The organism is Microbulbifer maximicatervae (SeqCode), from assembly GCF_052466985.1.
In genome coordinates this window covers 1942571-1961981 of sequence record NZ_CP174298.1, presented here as the reverse complement: position 1 = coordinate 1961981, position 19411 = coordinate 1942571, and the positions used below count along the sequence as shown (strand labels likewise).

General features: G+C 48.4%; 14 protein-coding genes and 1 pseudogene. 13 read left to right on the top strand and 2 right to left on the bottom strand.

The features are described from left to right. Positions 1–246: 246 nt before the first annotated feature. The 7 genes from ACJJI3_RS08465 (at position 247) to ACJJI3_RS08435 (ending at position 8703) form a co-directional block, all read left to right on the top strand. On the top strand, positions 247–1953 hold the full coding sequence (locus tag ACJJI3_RS08465; protein WP_444942149.1) for a FimL-related protein: 1707 nt from the start codon (positions 247–249) through the stop codon (positions 1951–1953). A 14-nt stretch (positions 1954–1967) separates the two neighbouring features. Continuing rightward, the gene (gene nudC / locus ACJJI3_RS08460) at positions 1968–2783 is read left to right on the top strand and encodes an NAD(+) diphosphatase (RefSeq protein ID WP_444916693.1); all 816 of its coding nucleotides are present in this window, start codon (positions 1968–1970) and stop codon (positions 2781–2783) included. Between the two features lie 45 nt (positions 2784–2828). After that, entirely contained in the window at positions 2829–3479 is a 651-nt protein-coding gene (locus tag ACJJI3_RS08455) for a cation/multidrug efflux pump (protein WP_444942148.1), read from the top strand. A gap of 48 nt (positions 3480–3527) precedes the next feature. After that, positions 3528–4673 carry a protease SohB gene (sohB, locus tag ACJJI3_RS08450; RefSeq protein WP_282933417.1) on the top strand — a complete coding sequence of 382 codons (1146 nt, stop codon included), beginning with the start codon at positions 3528–3530 and terminating at the stop codon, positions 4671–4673. Between the two features lie 40 nt (positions 4674–4713). Next, a complete protein-coding gene (locus tag ACJJI3_RS08445) occupies positions 4714–5727 on the top strand; it encodes a YhdH/YhfP family quinone oxidoreductase (protein WP_444942147.1) in 1014 nt (337 codons plus the stop codon). A gap of 159 nt (positions 5728–5886) precedes the next feature. Continuing rightward, positions 5887–7149 (top strand): patatin-like phospholipase family protein, encoded by a 1263-nt coding sequence (locus ACJJI3_RS08440; protein ID WP_444894314.1) that lies wholly within the window; start codon positions 5887–5889, stop codon positions 7147–7149. Between the two features lie 660 nt (positions 7150–7809). Beyond that, positions 7810–8703 carry a polysaccharide lyase gene (locus tag ACJJI3_RS08435; protein WP_444942146.1) on the top strand — a complete coding sequence of 298 codons (894 nt, stop codon included), beginning with the start codon at positions 7810–7812 and terminating at the stop codon, positions 8701–8703. 38 nt (positions 8704–8741) lie between these two features. Here the strand turns inward: ACJJI3_RS08435 and ACJJI3_RS08430 are convergent, their stop codons facing one another. Continuing rightward, the gene (locus tag ACJJI3_RS08430) at positions 8742–9512 is read right to left on the bottom strand and encodes a pseudouridine synthase (protein ID WP_444942145.1); all 771 of its coding nucleotides are present in this window, start codon (positions 9510–9512) and stop codon (positions 8742–8744) included. A gap of 390 nt (positions 9513–9902) precedes the next feature. Here ACJJI3_RS08430 and ACJJI3_RS08425 point away from each other — a divergent pair. Next, positions 9903–11111, top strand: a pseudogene (locus ACJJI3_RS08425) (RtcB family protein). 79 nt (positions 11112–11190) lie between these two features. Further along, a complete protein-coding gene (locus ACJJI3_RS08420) occupies positions 11191–11382 on the top strand; it encodes a hypothetical protein (RefSeq protein ID WP_444942144.1) in 192 nt (63 codons plus the stop codon). Between the two features lie 17 nt (positions 11383–11399). On the opposite strand, the gene ACJJI3_RS08415 is transcribed toward ACJJI3_RS08420, so the two are convergent. Beyond that, positions 11400–11789, bottom strand: coding sequence for a YchJ family protein (locus ACJJI3_RS08415; RefSeq protein ID WP_282933410.1), 390 nt, complete (start codon positions 11787–11789; stop codon positions 11400–11402). Positions 11790–11941: 152 nt separating this feature from the next. Between ACJJI3_RS08415 and ACJJI3_RS08410 the strand changes: the two genes are divergently transcribed. From ACJJI3_RS08410 to ACJJI3_RS08395, 4 genes are all read left to right on the top strand, one after another. Next, positions 11942–12469, top strand: coding sequence for a TetR/AcrR family transcriptional regulator (locus ACJJI3_RS08410; RefSeq protein ID WP_282933409.1), 528 nt, complete (start codon positions 11942–11944; stop codon positions 12467–12469). A gap of 38 nt (positions 12470–12507) precedes the next feature. Continuing rightward, a complete protein-coding gene (locus ACJJI3_RS08405; RefSeq protein ID WP_282933408.1) occupies positions 12508–13572 on the top strand; it encodes an efflux RND transporter periplasmic adaptor subunit in 1065 nt (354 codons plus the stop codon). A gap of 43 nt (positions 13573–13615) precedes the next feature. Further along, positions 13616–16723, top strand: a complete 3108-nt coding sequence (locus tag ACJJI3_RS08400) for an efflux RND transporter permease subunit (protein ID WP_444942143.1) — start codon at positions 13616–13618, stop codon at positions 16721–16723. A gap of 294 nt (positions 16724–17017) precedes the next feature. Continuing rightward, on the top strand, positions 17018–19219 hold the full coding sequence (locus ACJJI3_RS08395; RefSeq protein WP_444942142.1) for a hypothetical protein: 2202 nt from the start codon (positions 17018–17020) through the stop codon (positions 19217–19219). Positions 19220–19411: the final 192 nt, after the last annotated feature.

Below are 19411 nucleotides of genomic sequence, written 5' to 3'. Positions count from 1 at the left end.
TTTTTGTTCTTTAACACAAAAAAACGTACAGCTTTAAACTTGAAAGTAGCAAACGCTACTGGGTTTTCTGGAAAATTCAAGTAATTTAGGGGCTTCAGCCCCGCCGCTAGGTTATTTGTCGATCATTCGGTAGAAATTGTTTGGCGAAAGGTGGACTCTTTTATTTATTGGGGTAAATTGCCCTTAATGAGGCCAGAATCATCCTGATCTGGTTGTTTTTTGTTCGATTATAGGAAGAATGCAGCGGTGCAGCCAAAGACTGAATTGCGCAAGATCAATATCACTTCTGTCAATGTAGTGAAGGATGAGCTGGTAGCTACCATCGATAATGCCGCCTCACACTTGGATAAATTTGCCGCGGATACTTCCCAAAAGCAGGCTCTCGAACAGAGTTTGGCTGCACTCAGGCAGGTTAGTGGAGTATTGCAGATGGTGCAGCTCCAGGCAGCTGAGCTCCTCGCCCAAGAGAAAATCAAAGCGCTTACAGAGGTGTTAGAGGAGAGACAGAGCGCCTCAGAAGAACTGATGGAAGCGCTGGGCACAGGTTTTTACGTAATGGGACGCTACTTGGATTTTGTCCAAAGTCGTGCCATTGCCCGTCCAGAATTGCTGATTCCCTATATCAATAATTTGCGTGCGGCCCGGTCTCAGCCCCCTGTGCCGGAAAGTCATTTTTTCCGTTGTAACTTGGAGGGGGCTGTGCCTGGTGCAGGGGCTTCTGCGGTAATGTCGGAAGACTTGAATAGTTTTGTTCGCCGATTCCGCCATATGTACCAGGTTGGTTTGTTGGCTCTGTTGCGAGGTAAACCTCGGGGCCCAGCGTACACGATGATGTCTCGCGCCCTTGAGAGAATCGCAAGCATCACCATGGGGCGCCCAAATGGGCGTTTATGGGTGGTAGCAGGGGCGGCACTTGCAGGCATGGCCTCCCAGGAAATGCGCATCAGTCGATCCCGGGTGATGGTTTTCAGTATGTTTGATCGCTGGCTGCGAGCATTACAAAAAGAGTGTGATACAGCTTTAGATCAGCCTGCGCCACCGATTTTGCTGAAAGAGTGCCTCTATTGGCTGACTCTTTCCAAGCCCGAGGGCTTTGGTGGCAAGTTGCTGGAGGCCTTCTCCGCAGAGCCACTTGATTACAGTGAAGAGGAATTAGAGCGGGAGCGAGCCACCCTTGGAGGCCCCGGCGCCACGGCAATTACCGCAGTTGCTAACGCCTTAGAGGAGGAGTTGTCCAGTGTGCGCCGGATGTTGGATGACGCTGAGTTAATTGGTACTACTACCTTGGATGCAGAAGATGGCCTCGCTTCTTCTCTACAGAGAGTGGCCGGTACCTTGCAGATGCTCAACTTCAAGCGGGTTGGAGAGAGCCTGCGCAGCGCAGTTGCGGAATACCAGAGTGCCTCCGGCGCGGGTGGTTCCATAGCGGACAGCGCACTGCAGAAACTGACAGGCCAGGTGTTGATGGTCGATAGCACGGTAACAGCGCTCAAGCAGAGTACTTCTATTGATCTGGATGAATACGGTCATGCGGATATTGCCTTTGAGCACAGCCAGTTGGCAGAAGCGGAAGTGGCTGTACTGAAAGAGGCAGAAGCCGGTTTGGCGTTGATTAAGAGAGCGCTGGCGGCCTATGCAGAGTCCGACTTTGATCATGGCCATATTCGCAATGTTTCCACTACTTTGAACTCAGTGCGCGGAGGCTTGATCGTTCTCAACTTAAGTAGAGCGGCGGCCGTAGTTGAAGGCTTGCTGAACTTTGTTGAGACTGTTATCGACCGCCATGATGCCGGTCCTGAAGTAGAGCAATCTTTGCATATTTTTGCCGATGCGATTATCAGCCTTGAGTATTATCTGGGAGAGGTAAAGCTGCATAGGCAAGCAGATATTCAATCCCTCAGTCTCGCTATCGAAAGCTTGACTGCTCTGGGTTATCCCGTTGAGGCCGCATAATTAAGGAGGTCTCCTTGGTAGATAAGTTTGTCCCAGCGGGTAATGTGTGGGCAGTCCCGGAATTTTCCCAGCATATCCTGATTGCTGATGGGCTGATTCTCTGCCGAGGAGATTTTTTCCTCCACGACGCCCAGGTGTTGGTAGCGGAGGCTGTTCAATCCAGCCACTACTTGGGAGAGTTAAGTGGGCGGGCGTGTGGTGTCCACGTTTTGTCTCGCCAGGTTGAAATTGCCGGCTATGAATGGCGAAACCTGCGCAGCCTGCTGACTTTGGTTGAGGAGCCGATGTTTGCATTGGCTGGGCGGGCGCTACAGATTTCCCATTGGGATAGCCAGCATCGATTTTGCGGTCGTTGTGGCACTCCCACCATCTATCACTCTAATGATCGCGCTCGCACCTGCCCGGCTTGTGATCTTACTGTCTACCCCAGAATCTCCCCCTGTGTAATTATGCTTGTTACCCGGGGAGATGAGTGTCTCTTGGCTCGTCACGCCTCGCGTCGAAATGCAACTTATACGGCCCTCGCTGGGTTTATAGAGCCCGGTGAGAGTGCAGAGCAAGCGCTGGTGCGTGAAGTCTATGAGGAAGTGGGGCTCAAAGTGGGTGCCCTGGAGTATGTGGGGAGCCAGTCCTGGCCTTTTCCCGGGCAGTTGATGATCGGGTATTTGGCGGAGTGGCAAGGTGGGGGATTGTGCTTGGACCCCAATGAGATAGAAGAGGCAGACTGGTTCCACTACAGCTCATTGCCAGCTATACCGCCCATACAAACCCTGTCCGGCCGCTTGATCCACACTTTTGTCGAAAAGGCTGCGGCGAAGAACCGCCCGTAAGGTTGGTTTAAAGATGTTGCGCAGTATCAGGGAGTAGAAATCATAATGTATATAGCGATTACCTTTACTATTGCCATCCTGGCGTTGTTGTTTGTGTTTTGGGGGGCGCGAGTCCTGCTATCGGGAAATTGGTTCCTGGGGTTTATACGTGGTTCCGCCGGTCTTTTTCTTTTTGCAACTGCTCTTTGGATTGTTCTGATTGCTGCAGATGTTTACAGCTATAGAAACCTGGCTGAAGAGCACAGTGTTGGCATTGTTTCGTTTCGAAAAATTGCCGAGCAGCAATTTGAAGTCAAGTTTTCTGATGCGGATGGTATAGCGCAAAAGTTTGAACTGCTTGGGGATCAGTGGCAGTTGGATGCCCGAATGCTCAAGTGGCAGGGTCCATTAGCCCGCTGGGGAATTAAGCCCGCTTATCGTCTGGACAGGTTGAGTGGTCGCTATCTCACGCTACAGGATGAGCGAGCTCGCGAGCGTTCTGTCCATGAAATAGAGGGGGCGAACTATGGCGTGGATGTTTGGCAGTTTGTACGCGGTGTTGATCGCAAGTTGCCCTTTGTTGATGCGGTATATGGCAGTGCCACATTTCTGCCTATGGAGGACGGTGCGGTTTACGAGGTGCGTATTAGCCACAGCGGTTTGTTGGCTCGCCCTCTTAATCAGCGAGCAACTTCCGCCCTGGAAGGTTGGCAGTAAAATACTGAAGCTAAATAAAAATTAGTTAAGACGGAAAATGGAGTCTAAGTGGAATTTTTAATTGAATACGGCCTTTTTCTAGCCAAAATTGTTACGGTTGTCGTGGCCTTAATGGTGTTGATAGGTTTTATTTTTGCAAATCGAGAGCAGCTGAAAGAGCGTGTTCAGGGGCATATCACAGTTACACATTTGAATGATCGCTATGAGCAGTTTAAAGAAACACTGCTTGAAGCTGTGATGGATAAGCACGAATTCGCCCGTCGTAAAAAGCAAATGGCGAAAGAAAAGAAGACTCAGGAAAAAGCCCTGGCTAAAAAACATAAAGCTGAGAGCAAAAAGCAACCTGAAAAAAGTGCTGCTACTTCTTCCGACGTTGCTAAAGAGGAAGGAGAGCATGAGTCCAAGAGTATAAAAGGGGAGTTGGTCTCCGAGCGCAAGCGTGTCTTTGTTATGCAATTTAATGGGGATATCAAGGCGAGTGCGCTTTCCCATTTGCGTGAAGAGGTGACGGCCATTCTTCAAGTGGCAGAGTCCGGAGATGAAGTTCTTCTTTGTCTTGAAAGCCCTGGGGGCATGGTGGCGAACTATGGTTTGGCCGCCAGTCAGTTAACCAGGATTCGCAGTGCAGGTATCCATTTGACTATTGCTGTCGATAAAGTAGCTGCCAGTGGGGGCTATATGATGGCCTGTGTTGCAGACCGTATTCTGGCAGCACCCTTTGCGATGTTGGGCTCTATTGGTGTTTTAGCTCAGATGCCGAACTTTAACCGCCTGCTGAAGCGCAATGATATCGATTACGAACTGTTTACTGCGGGTCAGTACAAGCGCACTGTAACCATGTTTGGTGAAAATACTGAGGAAGGTAAACAGAAGTTCCAAGAGGATTTAGATGAGATCCATATTCTGTTTCAGCACTTTGTCGGGGAGTACCGTCAAAAACTTGACGTCGACAAAGTTGCCACGGGCGAGGTTTGGTTCGGGCAAAAAGCTCTATCCTTGGGACTGGTCGATGAACTGAAAACATCAGATGAATACTTGACCAGTTGTGCTAAGGACTGCGACTTATATCAGGTGGAATTCAAAGAACGGAAAAATATAGCTAAGAAAATAGGGTTGGCGGCAGAAGCCGGTGTGGAATCGGCGGTCACTCGTCTCTTTTCACGGCTGGCGGCTCTGCGTCATCAGGCTCAATAGTTGTAACGCTACAGGTTGATAGTGTTGCGGGATACACCCCATGGAAATAGATAGGGATGAAAAATTTCGGGCAATTCAGGTTGCCGAAGTAGCTTCGGGAAAGTTTGACCAGTCTGTTGTTGAGCGTCAGGTTTCTGAGCTTCCCGATAACCCCTTGCTGTTGGCCGTAAGTTATTCATCCTTGAATTTCAAAGATTCTTTATCTGCGTTTGGCAATCGTGGGATTACTAATACCTACCCCCATACCCCGGGTATTGATGCGGTGGGCAAAGTGCTGTTCGATCGGAGCAAGATGTTTCAACCTGGTGCCGAATTATTGGTCAATGGCTACGATTTGGGCATGAATACTTCTGGTGGACTTGCAGAGCGTATTGCCGTTCCTCCGCAATGGGCCTTGCCAGTCCCCGAGGGCCTAACAGCTTGGGAGTCTATGGCACTGGGTACGGCGGGTTTTACCGCCGCACTTTGTGTTGAAAAGCTCCTGGAGTCCGGCGCATCTCCTGAGGATGGAGAGATTCTGGTAACAGGTTCAACCGGGGGCGTCGGCTCTGTTGCCGTCGCCTTGCTGGCGAAGCTAGGCTTTCGTGTCGCAGCAGTGACGGGAAAGTTGGAGTCTGCTGATTATTTGGCGAGATTGGGCGCATGGAAGGTTCTCGACCGGGATACGCTGGCCCCTTTTGCCAATAAAGCGATGGCCAAGCCATTGTGGGCTTGGGCTGTAGATACTGTGGGCGGGGAAACGCTTTTTAATGTCATTAAATCCCTGCGCTACGGCGGCGGAGTGGCTGCTTGTGGTATGGCTTCAGGTGCTCAATTTCACGCCAATGTGTTTCCATTTATCTTGCGCGGTATTAGTTTGTTGGGTGTGGATAGCGCTGTTTTGCCAATAGAAAAGAAGGCAGAAGTATGGAAGCGGTTGGCCAGTGAGTGGTATATCGGCGATAAGCTCGACAGTATTGCGGAGAATATTAGCCTTGATCAGGCTCCAGAGTTTCTTGCGCGCTTAAATAGAGGGCATGGAATAGGTCGTTACGTTGTAGATATGGCTCTCTAATAGATCTATCGATTTAGAATAATAAGTACACTTAAAAGATTCTATTTATCTTACCAAATATCCCCGACAACTCTGAATCTGAGTTGTATATGGGCTTTTTTCTCAATAGCCTTTAAGCGGACTCTGTTGTTTGCGGGCTTGTTGTATTGGAAGAAAACTTTGTCGACAAGTAACAGTGAAAGTAACAAACCTGGCCAGCGTAACGCTCTGGTTCTCTCTGGGGGCGGTGCGCGTGCTGCTTATCAAGCAGGTGTTTTAAGGGCGCTTGCGGAACTGGTGCCAGAAGATAATCCTCGGCCCTTTCAAATAATCTGTGGCACCTCTGCAGGAGCGATGAACGCGATGCTTCTCGCCTCTCATACAGGCACCTTTAAAGAAGCTGTCGACAGAATGTGCTCAGTTTGGTTGCAGCTTAGTGTTGAGCAAGTTTATCGCACCAGTTGGCGTAGTTTACTTGGAAACCTGTTTTCTATCAGTCGTTCGCTCTTGAACCAAGGTGTGGGTAGACAAAAACCTTTGGCACTCCTGGATAACAGTCCGTTACGCAGCTTGGTTGAGCGCGAGATAAACTTTGACAATATTCAAAAAAATATTTCGGCTGGGCATTTGCATGCCACAAGTGTTAATGCGCTTTCTTATAGTGAAGGGCAGTCCGTCAGCTTTTTTCAGGGAGCGGAGAATGTTAAAGGATGGCAGAGGTTTCGTCGCTTTGGAGTGCCTACTCAATTAACCTCGGACCACCTATTGGCGTCAGCAGCAATTCCTGCCATTTTCCCGGCGGTCAAATTGGATGGAGTTTATTTTTGCGATGGTGCCATTCGTCTGATGGCCCCGATTAGCCCGGCTCTGCATCTCGGTGCCAAGCGTGTCTTTGTGGTGGGTGTGTCGGACAACCGTTCTCCAGCCCATTGGGGGAGTCGCAACAGTCCTGCGCAGATGGAGTCCCCTTCGATGGCGCAAATAGCTGCTCAGTTATTCAATGCCGCATTTATCGATAGCTTGGAGGCAGACTTGGAGCATCTGGATCGAGTAAATATGTTACTTGACTATGTGGATCCAACAGATCACACGGATTTGAAATTGTTGCGTTCGGTAGAGTCGGTTGTTATTGAGCCCTCGCAGAGTTTAGGGCGTCTTAGTGGCAGAAAACTTGGTCACCTCCCCTCGGCGCTACGCTGGTTGTTCCGCTCAACGGGTGCGACCAATCCCGGTGGCGGTGTTTCCGCAGCCAGTTATCTATTATTTGAAAGGCCATATATCGAAGAACTTATCGATCTCGGCTATCAGGATGCCATGTGGGAAAAAGATAAATTGCGCAGTTTTCTACAGCCGGAGCCGGAAGGTAAAACTGAGCGCAAGGGGCTATTTGGGATTCGCAGTAAATCTCAGGAAGAGGCTTCTCACGGTAATTCTGAACACTAACTTTAGTTTCTGCGCCCCTTATTGGCGTGACTACCGCCTTTCATCTCAGTGAATGTTTTTGCATCAAGTTTCTAAAGGGCGTTAAACGCCCTTAAATCCAATATTGTTCCGCCAAGACGGCGGAAGCCTTTAGCATTTAATTTCGCGCTTTCTTATGATTTTCTCGGGCTGTGTGTGCCCTCACTCATCCGAACAAGTAGCTTCTATATTTAATAGTGATGTCAATGCTGTCGGGTATTATTCAAGATGTTTTCTGTGTTTTTACTCGTGACTCTTTTTTCATTTAGTACAGGTAATCAGGATTTCGCCCAGATGATCGGTAGGGTTGATCGGGTTGAATATTTGGGGGGAGGCTTGGTTGTTTCTGGGTGGGCGTGTCAGAAAGGAGTATTCAAGTCAGTTTCTGTTGGCCTTTATCTAGGTGGAGACAGTAGAAGCGGGTTTCCATTAAAAGTTTCCAGAGCTGATCAGAAGTCGTCAAAGGGAATTGCCAATATATGTGATACCCAGGGCGTTCCCCATGGATTCAAGTTTTATTTGAATTATGAGGAAATGAAAAAGTTTGTAAGAAAGAAGATCTATGTATACGGGTTTTCATCAAATCAAGGTAGATTCAGTGCAATTTCAAATTCTGGTAGATATCGGGTTGGGATTCCCTATATGAAATATACCGATATTACCTTGTTGCGAAGAACTTTTGATTTGCAGCCACTGGCTACGTTTGATGATCAGCATTTAAATTTAATTCCAATGCCCGGTGATGGGTATGCTCTGGAAGCTCAGTATATTCCTTATGAAAAGGGTTCTGAGAGAATTAGTACATCAACCCAATTAGCCAAATCTGTTTCATCGGCAACTCTCGCTTACGATGTGAAGTTTCATCGGAACTTCGAGTTTGTTAAGGGAGGTAAGCTACACGGCCTTGCTGGTGGGGGGCAGGCTTCAGGATGCGTACCTATTGATCCGAAGAGTTGGAGTGTGCGGGTTAAGTTTGGTGCGGAGGGTAGGGTCGGGCTCTATACCTATCATCAGGATAGAGTCGCTCGGTGTGGAGATGGGTATCAAGGGAATGACAGCTTTAGATTTGAGCGGGATACTTGGTATCGGATTGAGTTGTTTGTGCAATTAAATAGCAGTGCAAATAATGCTGACGGATATATCGAGCTATTTATAAATGGCAACAAAATTGTAGAGGAACAAGGGTTACGGCTGACTGGTAGTGATAGGGTAGCTATTGATAAATTTCAGTTCAGTACTTTTCATGGCGGTAGTTCAGCTTTGTGGTCACCCTCCAAAAAAGTCTATGCCTACTTTGACAATATTTCAGTGAAGCAAGGGAGAAAGATATATGGCCTTAAGGGGGCTGTATGCGAAAATGAGAAAGCTGGAATATACAATGGGTCGGGAGCTTGCTGTTCCAGCTCGTGTGGGGCCTGTGGCGGCCCTGGGTGCGGCCAATTAAATGGCGGAAGCTCAGCCTGCTGTACATCGGAAATTATTAATTCAGCGCCATTGTGCTCCTATCCTGGGCAGGTCGCCCCATGCACTATGTAAGGCTTGAGGGTTTCTGAGTAACTCAGAGGCTTTATAAATTAAAGTTTCCATTTAAATCGCTGAATTAATTGCAAGAAATTTCCCTGTATTTCGCATTGTATTTTCAGCTGAGAACCGCTCACCGGATGTTCAAGCTTGAGCTCAGATGCATGCAAAAGCAGTCGAGAGCACTCGAGCCTGTTGGCAAAGAAACGATTATGGGTTGACTTTCCATATTTCGGGCAGCCAATTAGAGGGTGGTGGATATGCTTGAAATGCCTTCTTATTTGGTGGCGCCGCCCTGTTTTCAATTGGATTTCTACTAGGGAATACCGGCTGGTTGGGTAGCGGTCAACCTCATAAGGTAGCTCAATAGTCTCCAAGCGTCGGTACAATGTAACAGCCTGCTGACGCGGCAGGTCCGTTTTTGGTCGCTTCCTCTGGTGTTTGAAGTCGGCAACAGGGGGGAGGGCATAGTCAATGACACCTTCTTCCGGGCTATACCCTCTACATACAGCAATATATTTTTTTGATGATAAATCACTTTCCAGCTGCTGCTGTACCTGCGCAGCAATCTCGCTGCTTTTCGCAAAAATAATAACACCGGAGGTAGGCTTATCCAGTCGATGTACTGGATAAAGAAAGCTACCACATAGGTCCCTCAAATATTGCAAAAGTACACACTTTTCATTGCGGTCTATTTCTGATCTGTGAACAAGCCACCCCTCTGGTTTATAAGCGGCAATTAAGTAGTCGTCTTCAAAGAGAATGGTTGGTTCTTGAGTGGTCATTTTGGGGGTGTGGCGACTGGACTGTAATTTCGGTAACACGATTTTATGGCATAGCGAGCCCTCAAGCTATGTTGAAAAGTAAAAGTTGGTTAGTGAATTCAGGGTAGAATTTTTATCGATAGGCAAAAAACAGGCTTGACATGGTACCAAATGAGAATAAACTGCACCTAAATTCCATTGCTGATCTAGTTTCAAGGTTAGCATTCTAATTGGCAGTATTTTTGAAGTGGATCGCACCACTAAGGAGCCGTGAAATGCGAAATGTAGATATCAAGAGTTTATTTGTTTAATTGCTTTTCACGCGCTTGAGCTTGGAAAGTGATATTGCTTTCCAAGCCAGACCTTCCAAAAGCCCTGGCAAATGCCGGGGCTTTTTTGTTTTAGCTTGGATTGCCGTTTCAGTTAAGTGGATTAATCCAGGGATAAAATATGCCTGTAAAAACAGTGTTAAATCGAAATGCACCGCCTGGCACGGTACCGGTAAAAATCTATACCGATGATATTGAGCCCCAGGCAATGCAACAGTTAAAGAATATTGCCCAGCTTCCTATTGTGCACTCCCATGTTGCTGCTATGCCGGATGTGCATTTGGGAAAGGGGGCAACGGTAGGATCGGTGATTCCAACGGTAAGTGCGATAATTCCTGCTGCCGTTGGGGTGGATATTGGTTGTGGAATGAATGCGGTGCGAACTTCCCTACATGCCCATCAGCTGCCAGACAATCTGAAAGCACTGCGGGACGCCATTGAGGTGAAAGTGCCGGTTGGTCAGGGACGACATAAACTGATCAGCGCCAGGGAATCTGCCTGCAAACTTTTAGCTCCCGGTGTGGATAGATTGTTTTCAAAGCATCCAGGGCTACTGAAGAAACTGCATCAGCCACAAAAAACCTGAGTGACCCAAATGGGTACATTAGGGGGTGGCAATCACTTTATCGAAGTTTGTATTGATGAGAGTGGTGCTGTCTGGGTGATGTTGCATTCAGGGAGTCGAGGGATTGGCAATGCTATTGGTCAGCATTTTATCCAGTTGGCCCGACGGGATATGGCTGGGCATATGCACAATCTTCCGGATAAGGATCTGGCCTATTTCTCAGAAGGCTGCCAGAATTTTGACGATTATATTGAGGCGGTTAATTGGGCGCAGGAATATGCGCGCTGGAACAGGCAGGAAATGATGAAGCTTGTGCTTGGATGCTTGAAGGTAAGCTTGCCAAAGTTTACTTTGACCACAGAGGCAATTAACTGCCACCACAATTATGTTGTTCGCGAGCGCCATTTTGATAGAGATGTATTCGTGACTCGCAAAGGGGCTATTAGTGCTCAGAGAGATCAGTTGGGAATTATTCCCGGCTCTATGGGGGCTAAGTCATTTATCGTGCGTGGGCTTGGCAATAAGGAATCTTTTTGTTCCTGTGCACACGGAGCTGGTCGAAAAATGAGTCGTACAGCGGCTCGCCAGCGTTTTACCAGAAAGGACTTGGAAGATCAGACTCGAGGTGTGCAATGCCGTAAAGATAAGGGTGTTCTGGATGAGATTCCTGCTGCTTATAAGGATATTGACCAGGTGATGGAGAACCAGTCGGATCTTGTGGGAGTGGTGCACACGCTACGCCAGGTAATTTGTATCAAGGGGTAAATATGGAGGTATCAATACAAGTTTTGAGTGAGAAGATACTTGGAAGAGTGGATCTACTAAAAGTAAAAGGTGAAGTTTTATGAAAAAGAAAGAAAAAATTCGTAGTTACGTTGCGCGTAATCCGCTAATGAGAAAGGGCGGTGCCCACGTAAGGGCAAAATCTTCGGGGCGTTTCGCTAGCAAGCAGAAACTACGTAAAGAGGTGCGGGAGTGCGACTCCCGCCCTCAGGCTTTTGCTGCTATTTTTTCTTTGATATCGCCTCTTTACTAGCCGTGTTTTCTGCTAGCCTATTTCCCATCAGGCCAGTTGGGTAGAGCTTCCAAATATACCCAGCGCTTCTTAAATAACTTAAATAGTGAAATTTCGTGAATCAGGTGTTCTTGGTCATTTTCTGTATACCAAGCCTTAAATTCCACAATCGACTTTTTTAGTCCCGCCTTGCTCTTAATAACTTCCAATTGTGTCCACTGGGTTTCAATATCCTCAGCTTGCAGTTCTGGGCAGGTGTCGGGATGCCAGGTTTTTTTCAGGTACCGAAAATTTCCGGTTGCAAAGGCCGTATAGCGACTGCGCATAACCGCTTCTGCATTATTGGGGTAAGCCTTTCCCGACAAATAGAGTCCGCAGCAGGTATCAAGGGGCTTGCCCGATCCACAGGGGCAGTACCGATCCGTCATAAATCATCTCTCCAGCGTGAACTTAACGCTCTCGTAACACTTTTTAACCATGTTTTCTGGTGAGGGAGCGTAGCATAGCTTGACCTTTGAATTGTTGCCGCTAAGATACCGACCAACCGGTTGGTTTTGATTGGTGATGCCCAGGAGGTCATGTGTCGAGAGTCGACAAAGCTGCCATTGTCCGAGCAGCAGAAGAAGTAGTCCGGGATCGCGGGGCGCGCAAGTTGACCCTGGATGCGGTGGCTGCACAGTGCGGGCTCAGCAAGGGCGGTTTGATTCATCATTTTCGAACTAAGCAGTCACTCCTGAAGGCGATGCTGGAGGCGGCAATAGCTCGTGAAGATGACAGTGTTGCCACTTTTGTGTCCTCCGGGGACAGCTTGTTGGTGTCGCGCTTGAAGAGCATTTTTGAATTGATGGAGGACGACAAGGGGCTGCCTCGCTCACTGATCGCCGCCGTGGCCGAAGACCCCATGTTGCTGGGACCGGTAAAAGACAAAGAGGAGCAGCAGCGTCGCGATATCTGCGATGCGTATCGTGACCCGGAAATGGCGGAACTGCTAATCCTGGCGGCCCAGGGCATGTTCCTGGGTCGCGTACTCGGTGTGGTTGAGTCTGAAGACCCGATTATTGAACGTTTACAGGGACGTCTGCTGGCGCTCTCTGCCGACCTGAACTAAAGGTCAGCCCCAGTTAATACAGTTTGTGGATGATGAATATGAATATATCGCCAAGATCGCGTTTCTCATTGGCTGTTTTGATCGCAGCAGTTGCAGTTCTGGCAGGATGCTCCGAATCGAAGACGGAGCAAGCGCAAGCAGAGCACGTCTGGCCCGTGAAAGTAGCTACCGTTGCCAGTAATGACCAGGTCAAAGATCGACAGTTTGCCGGTCGTGTTAAGGCAGTGCAGAGTGTCGATCTATCTTTCCAGGTTGGTGGGAAGCTGGACAAGCTCACAATTCGCGAGGGTGAAATTATTCCAAAGGGAACCCTGATTGCAGAACTTGATCAGCGGGATTACCTGCGCAGGGTAAAAGAAGCCCGATTAAATGTAGAGTTGCTGGAAAAAACCCTCAATCGTCAGCGCTCTCTGGCAGGGTCAAAAGTTATTTCACAGCAGCAGCTGGATGAAACGAAAAGTAACTTTGACTTGGCTAAAGTTACCCTGGAACGTGCTGAGCAGGACCTGGCATATACCCAGCTAAGGGTTCCATTCGATGCTTTGGCGACCCGCCAGCTGGTAGAGAATTACACCAACGTCCAGGCCGGCCAGGCAATTGTCCGTTTGCAGAATATTTCTGAAGTTCGAATTCAAATCTCCGTGCCTGAAAAGCTGTTGGCCACGGTTAATGAAGAGCAAGTCAACTCCATGACCGCCGAATTTGAATTTTTGCCGGGCAAGGAGTTCCCACTTACTTACCGTGAGCACCAGGCTGAGGCAGACAGTGTTACCCAGACTTACGTTGTCGAGTTTGGAATGCCCCGCCCCGAAAATGTACAGATCCTTCCCGGCATGACCGCTCGCGTTAGTGTGAAGTTGAATAAAGCGAGTGGTGACCTGTGGGTTCCCCTTTCAGCAGTGCAGACTGGCCCGGAAGGTAAGCCCTATGTTTGGCAAATTAATGCAGACCAGTCTGTTTCCAAAGCTTCCGTCACCCTCGGGCGAACTGATGGTGAGTCGGTTCAGATTAAAGATGGCATTAGCCCCGCTATGAAACTGGTTGCTACCGGCGGCCAGCATCTTTATGACGGTGCAAAAGTACGCAATTACGCGCAGCACTAATTAGTGTGTTAGCTCTGGCCCTGTTAACAGTAGGGAAAATGTTGTGAAGATTTCTGACATATTTATAGAAAAGCCAGTTTATAGCTGGCTATTGATGTTGATTTGCTTAATCGGTGGTCTTTGGGGGCTTTCAGATATTGGCCGCCTGGAAGATCCTGCGTTTACGATCAAGGAAGCCCGTGTTTACACCTTCTACCCAGGCGCCAGCGCCCAGCGTGTAGAAGAGGAGGTCACCGAAAAGCTTGAGGTGGCCATCCAACAAATGGGACAGCTGGACAAGGTCTCTTCCACCTCAAGTCCGGGAATGTCTGAAATTCGGGTGGAAATCAAGGATCAGTATGCCTCGCAGGAGCTTGCCCAGGTTTGGGATGAATTGCGGCGCAAGGTTAACGATGCTCAAAGTGATCTGCCCAGCGGTGCTTTACCCTCTATCGTGAATGATGACTTTGGTGAGGTTTACGGTATTTATTATGCGATTACCGGAGAAGGGTTTTCGCTGACTGAAATGCGTGAAATTACCAAAGCAATTCGCCGGGAGTTACTGGGAGTTGAGGGGGTTGCCAAGGTTTCCCGCTCAGGCATTATCGACGAAGTGGCTTACCTGGATATTGACGAGTCCCGCCTGGCCCAGTTTGGTTTTTCCCTGGATGACTTAGCGCAGGTACTGCAATCTGAAAGTTCGACCCAGAAAGTCGGCGAGATTGGAGGCCAGGATTTACGTACCCGTATACTGGTCGATAATCCTGCGAGTGACCTGGAATCCATTCGTAATATTCTCGTCGGCGTGCCCGGCTCTACCGCGATGCTGGCCGTCCGTGATATCGCCGATATTTCTCTCGGTTACGATGAGAGCCCCAGCTTTATTGCCCGATTTGATGGCAAGCAGGCCATTCTGCTGGGTGTGGCCGGTGCGGAAAATACCAATATCGTGAACGTTGGCAAGGCGGTAGAGGCCAGGCTGGAGCAGATTAAACAGGCATTGCCCCTGGGTGTAGAAATCCATCCTATCTACGAGCAGCACCAGGTAGTAGAGGAGAGTGTTGACGGTTTCCTCTTTAACCTGGTTTCTTCTGTCGTGATCGTTACTCTAGTACTTTGTGTATTTATGGGCTGGCGTTCCGGTGTTGTGGTTGGCACTGTCCTCGGTTTGACCGTTTTGGGCACCGTGTTAATCATGAACCTGTTTGGCTTGAATTTGCAGCGGATCTCTCTCGGTGCCCTGATTATCGCCATGGGTATGTTGGTTGATAATGCCATTGTGGTTGCCGAAGGGATGCTGATGGGGGTTCAGAGAAAAGAAGAGCCTAAGAGTGCTGCCAGGCGTGTAGTCTGCCAGACTTTCTGGCCACTGCTGGGCGCGACCATTATCGGTATTATGGCGTTCTCCGGTATCGGTCTGTCCGATGATGCTACTGGCGAATTCCTTTTCTCCCTGTTTGCGGTAATTGGTATCTCCCTGTTACTCAGCTGGATACTGGCGATTACTATTACCCCTTACTTGGGCTATCACCTGTTTAAGCCGGGTAAGCAAGCCGACTCGGAAGATCCTTACGATGGCCGCTTCTACAATATGTACTCCGGTGCTCTATCAGGAGCTTTGAAGCGCAGGGGCCTGACCATTGCAGTACTTATTGTGGTGACTCTGGTCAGCTACTTTGCTTTCGGGTTTGTGAAGCAGGGGTTCTTCCCCAATTCAAATGCTCCACTTTTTTATGTTAACTATTTCATGCCTCAGGGCAGTGATATTAATCGTACTGATAAGGCGCTTCAGGAAGCGACTGCATTCTTCCAGGAACAGGATGAAGTTGTCTCCGTGACGGCAGTAGCTGGTCGCGGAGCCGATCGCTTTATGCTGACCTATGCTCCCGAGCCACCCAATGCGTCTTATGGCCAGTTGATTGTTCGCACTGAAAACCGGGAGCAAATCCCCCAGTTGATTGAGAGCGCCAAGGCGAAGTTGCGTGTAGCGCAGCCGGAAGCATTGATTACTTTCAAGCGATTGGTGTTTGGTCCCGGTGGCGGATCGGATGTTGAAGTGCGTATTTCAGGTCCGGATTACCAGACACTGCGTACCTTGGCAGTCAGTGTAGAACAGCAGTTCCGTGAAAAAGGACTGGAAGATATTCGTCACAACTGGCGCAGCAGAGAGCCTACTCTGCACGCACATCTGGATGATGAGCGGGCGCGAGTTGCCGGCGTTACCAATGCTGATGTCAGCCGTATGATTCAGTTTGCCACTGCGGGTTACACCGTTGGCGACTTTGAAAGCGGTGACCGTATTATCCCTATTGTTGCCCGTATGCCAGAGGGAGATCGCAATCAGGTGGGTTCACTGGAAGACCGCTTGGTGTGGAGCCCCAATGAGCAGGGATATATTCCGGCAGGACAGTTGATTACTGATTTCGAGTTAACCGCTGATGAAGGATTGATTCAAAGACGCAACAGGGTGCCGACTATTACCATCAGTGCGGATGCGCCTGAAGGTGTTACAGCAATGTCAGCCTTTGGCCGTATACGTCCCTGGGTTGAAGAAATGAAGTTGCCACCTGGCTTCAAGATTGAATTCGGTGGTGAGTACGAAAGTTCTACCGATGCGCAGAAGTCGTTAGGTAAAGGTTTACCCTTGGGCTTCCTGATTATGATCCTGGTGTCGATACTGCTGTTCGGTACTGTTCGGGAGCCGGTGATTATCTGGCTGGTTGTTCCTATGTGTCTCGTCGGTGTTGTTGTCGGGTTGTTGGCGACGGGATTACCATTTGGATTTATGTCTCTTCTCGGTGTCCTCAGTTTGTCTGGTATGTTGATTAAAAATGCCGTGGTATTGGTGGATGAGATTGAGGTCCAGACCCATGCGGGCCTGCCGAGGTTGACAGCTATCCAGCGGGCCAGCGTTAGCCGTTTGCGTCCGGTATTCCTTGCCGCTGTCACTACTATTTTAGGAATGTCCCCGCTTCTATTCGACGCTTTCTTTGCGGATATGGCGGTGACAATTATGGGTGGGCTTGGATTTGCTACGGTGTTGACACTGATTGCAATCCCTGTGTTCTATGCGGTATTCCACAAAGTGAGACCTAGCGAAGTAATCGGCGGGGAAACTGAAACCAAAGAGAAACGCAAAGAGGCGGCTATTAGCGAACCTGTATCCGTTTAAAACATGCTTGCCCTAATTGGGGGCTGATCTAAGAGTCCCGTGCCAAGTTGCTATTCGCTTGGTACGGGATTTTTTTTGTCTTCGTTTTTCATCCATTAATTACCAGGTTGTTTTCTGAGAGAGATTTTCATTGAAACATATGAAGAGCTTTGTGCAGAAAATTAAATTTATTGAACTAAATTATTTTTCGTCTGTAATCAAACCTTATTAAGTCTGTCATTTAGCACAACTACTCTATGCCGCCTTTATAACTGGAACTGCCTTCGGGTGGGGAATCAACGCATTGGAGTGGCAATGAAAAATCATAAATTTTTCAAAAGAGCAGCGTTAGCTATCGCTATACCGGCAATTTTGGCTGGTTGCAGTGACGATAATGATGATCCGGTAGTGGTAACTCCAGATCCGGAAGTGCCTGAGGAAGTCAGTCTATTTGAATCAGTTGCTGGTTCTGAGGCTGCTGCGCATATTGGTCCTTCAACAATGCAGGTACCACATGTTGTCGCTACGGCTGAAAACGTCAAGGTAATTAATCTGCTCAGCAATGGTTATCTCCCTACTGATTACTCCAGTGAAAATGTTTCCCAACAGGATATGCTTCCTATATTCGAGGAGCACCCGAGTCTCGATGCTGCGGATACGGATGGTCTTTATGTATTGTCTGGAGAACCCGATGGTTTGGGGTATCTGGATAATGACGACGATACATTTACCCTGTTTATGAACCAAGAACACTACAACTTTGTTGGCGGTGATGGGGTGGTGCTGGAGAACTCAAATCGCAGTCTCCGATCGACAGGCACCTTCATTTCAAAGTGGGTAATCAATAAAACCACCGGGGAAATTGAGGGTGGTGAGGACCTGATTAAAGGTGTTTATGCCTGGCGGCGTACCCTGTATGACACGGATGGTGAGGTTGCTGAATCTCCAGGATATATCTACGTAACACAAATGAAACCCTATTTTGATGCGGATGGGGACCTTGTGAATACGGGAGCATTCGAACGCTTCTGCTCCGCAACTCTGCCAGCTGAAACTGCTTTCTATAATGCGGAAAGCGGCAAGGGCACCCAGGTGCGGATGTTCTTGACCGGCGAAGAGAGTGACGGTGGCGAGAGCCTCAAAACTTATTATGATGGTTTGGTTGAGAAGCGTGGTTATGAAGGCCTTCGATTTGATGTTTTTGGTAGCATCAGTGGTGAGGCGAAAGCCAAGAGTGAGATCGAGTCTGTCTACGAGTACGACAAATCGGAAATTTATATCGGTCGCGGTATCGCTGTTTTGACAACCGGAGACAATGCTGGTGATGCTTATGAATTGCCACTACTCGGTAAATCTCGCTTTGAGAATATCGTACCCAACTATAAAGCACAGGATAAAACCATACTGCTGTCTGTCGATGATGAACGGCCTCGGGGTGATGAAGATGATGCTTATCGCAATGGAGGTTTTCTCACAGTTTATGTTGGTGAAAAAACCAATGAAGGCAGTGAAGTTGATAAGGCTGGCTTGACCAATGGTGAGCTGTATGCGGTTCGGGTTCTGGATAGCGATGGCGCGCCGGTGGTTGATTTTAGTGATAGTAACAATCGAGCGCTGTTTGACGATAACGAATTGATGTTTGAGTTGGTACAACTCTCCAGCCGGGATACCGACGGAGATGGGAAGCCAGAAGATATTCGCGATATGAGCCAGCAGGCCTTCCGCATTCATACCACTGGAATGGATGTCTCCCAGTGGCGTTCCCCGGAAGATGGTGATTGGGACCCATTAGATCCCAATAGCTTTTATTTTGGAGCCAAGTACGGTGTATACCAGCTTGAGTTTGCGGATATCACCAATCCAATAGATGGTGGAATCATCAAGAGAGTAGTGAGTAGCAAATCCGATGGCGATATAACTGATAACTATGAAAATTTCGACAATATGGCAGCGGTTGCTGGTGTCGATAATAAGACTCGCTTGGTGTTGCAATTTGATAAATCTAATTATTACTCACCAATCTACGTTCTCGACCCTGAAACCGGAGAGATGATTCGTGTTGCCGAATTTAACCCGGAAATTATCGGCGATAGTGAAGACGAGCTCGATCTGAAGATCGAGAAACAGCTGGCAAGTGGAGAATTGGAAGCTGAGCCTACTGACGAAGAATACCAAATGCTGTTGGAAGAGCATGTGGAGAGTAAGCCCTACCGTCAATACTACTCACAATCCTCCAAGGTTCGCAGTGGGCTGGATGATACCGGGATAGAGGCTGCGCTCTCTACCGATGCTGAAGCATCCGGGGTTATTTATGTGGGCGATATTCTGGGTGATGGTTGGTTCTTGAGTTCAACCCAGTTTCACTATGATTTTGAAGGTCGAGTGGATAGTTACCTGAATTCCTTTAATGTGCGTGACCAAAAAAATGGTCCCTCTACACAATTGATTCAGGAAATGATGGCCGGAGGACAGTTGCACGCAATCTATATCCCTCAAGCAGTAGGGCTGGACAAGTAGCAAAACTTATCGTTGATAAATTATGCCCTGTCAAGCGTTAATCAGGCAGGGCATTTTTATCAGGTGTAAAAAAATTGATCGAAATATCCTGCTCTTCATTACCCTTGCTATAGCCCTATTTTTTCATTTGGGGTGTTTTGTATAACGTTTGAACCATTTCTTATTGATTTGAACCGCCGCATACAATTGGTA

Excerpts from the sequence above, each read along its gene's own strand:
- ACJJI3_RS08445 (WP_444942147.1), top strand. The coding sequence starts at position 4,714 with ATGGAAATAGATAGGGATGAAAAATTTCGGGCAATTCAGGTTGCCGAA.
- ACJJI3_RS08435 (WP_444942146.1), top strand. The coding sequence starts at position 7,810 with ATGAAATATACCGATATTACCTTGTTGCGAAGAACTTTTGATTTGCAG.
- ACJJI3_RS08415 (WP_282933410.1), bottom strand. The coding sequence starts at position 11,789 with ATGACGGATCGGTACTGCCCCTGTGGATCGGGCAAGCCCCTTGATACC.
- ACJJI3_RS08395 (WP_444942142.1), top strand. The coding sequence starts at position 17,018 with ATGAAAAATCATAAATTTTTCAAAAGAGCAGCGTTAGCTATCGCTATA.
- ACJJI3_RS08420 (WP_444942144.1), top strand. The coding sequence starts at position 11,191 with ATGAAAAAGAAAGAAAAAATTCGTAGTTACGTTGCGCGTAATCCGCTA.
- ACJJI3_RS08455 (WP_444942148.1), top strand. The coding sequence starts at position 2,829 with ATGTATATAGCGATTACCTTTACTATTGCCATCCTGGCGTTGTTGTTT.
- ACJJI3_RS08405 (WP_282933408.1), top strand. The coding sequence starts at position 12,508 with ATGAATATATCGCCAAGATCGCGTTTCTCATTGGCTGTTTTGATCGCA.